Origin of the sequence: Mesorhizobium sp. M7A.F.Ca.US.011.01.1.1, assembly GCF_003998295.1 — a bacterium.
GTDB lineage: Bacteria > Pseudomonadota > Alphaproteobacteria > Rhizobiales > Rhizobiaceae > Mesorhizobium.
In genome coordinates, this window is the sequence record NZ_RZRT01000262.1 from 1 (window position 1) to 431 (window position 431).

The following is a 431-nucleotide window of genomic DNA, read 5'->3' on the forward strand; positions in this document are numbered from 1 at the left end:
GCAGATGAACGTCGGGTTGTTTCCCATGATGGCAGGACTCGATGTTCTGCTTCGACTGCACAAATCCCGGTCATCGCTGTGCGACAGCGTGAAGCTCTGCTTCCCCAGTCACTCTGGGAGCCATTGAGCCTACTATCCATTTGGCTATCAGTCGCTGCGTAGGATTTTCGCTTCTAACGCCGCTGTAACAAAGGCCCGTCTCGCTACCGGCGTCCGGGCTTCACCACGCAGAACCTGAAGACATGCATCCATAGCCAGTTTTCGCTTGTTCGTCTGATGAGGGAAACTCCGCAGCAGGATCGTCGCCGCGTCGTTCACATCGAATATGATGCGCTCACGGTCATGCCGGCCAACTTGCACCACCACGGGCCGGACAAACCTGCTCGACATGCAATTACACTCTCAATTCCGACCGTGACACGGTCTTCGCG

Annotated in this window: 1 protein-coding gene; it reads right to left on the reverse strand. The window is 56.1% G+C overall.

Annotated features, from left to right (window positions below; genetic code table 11):
• Nucleotides 1-147 precede the first annotated feature (147 nt).
• Nucleotides 148-390 carry a DUF982 domain-containing protein gene (locus EOA13_RS37650; protein WP_127298076.1) on the reverse strand — a complete coding sequence of 81 codons (243 nt, stop codon included), beginning with the start codon at nt 388-390 and terminating at the stop codon, nt 148-150.
• Nucleotides 391-431 lie beyond the last annotated feature (41 nt).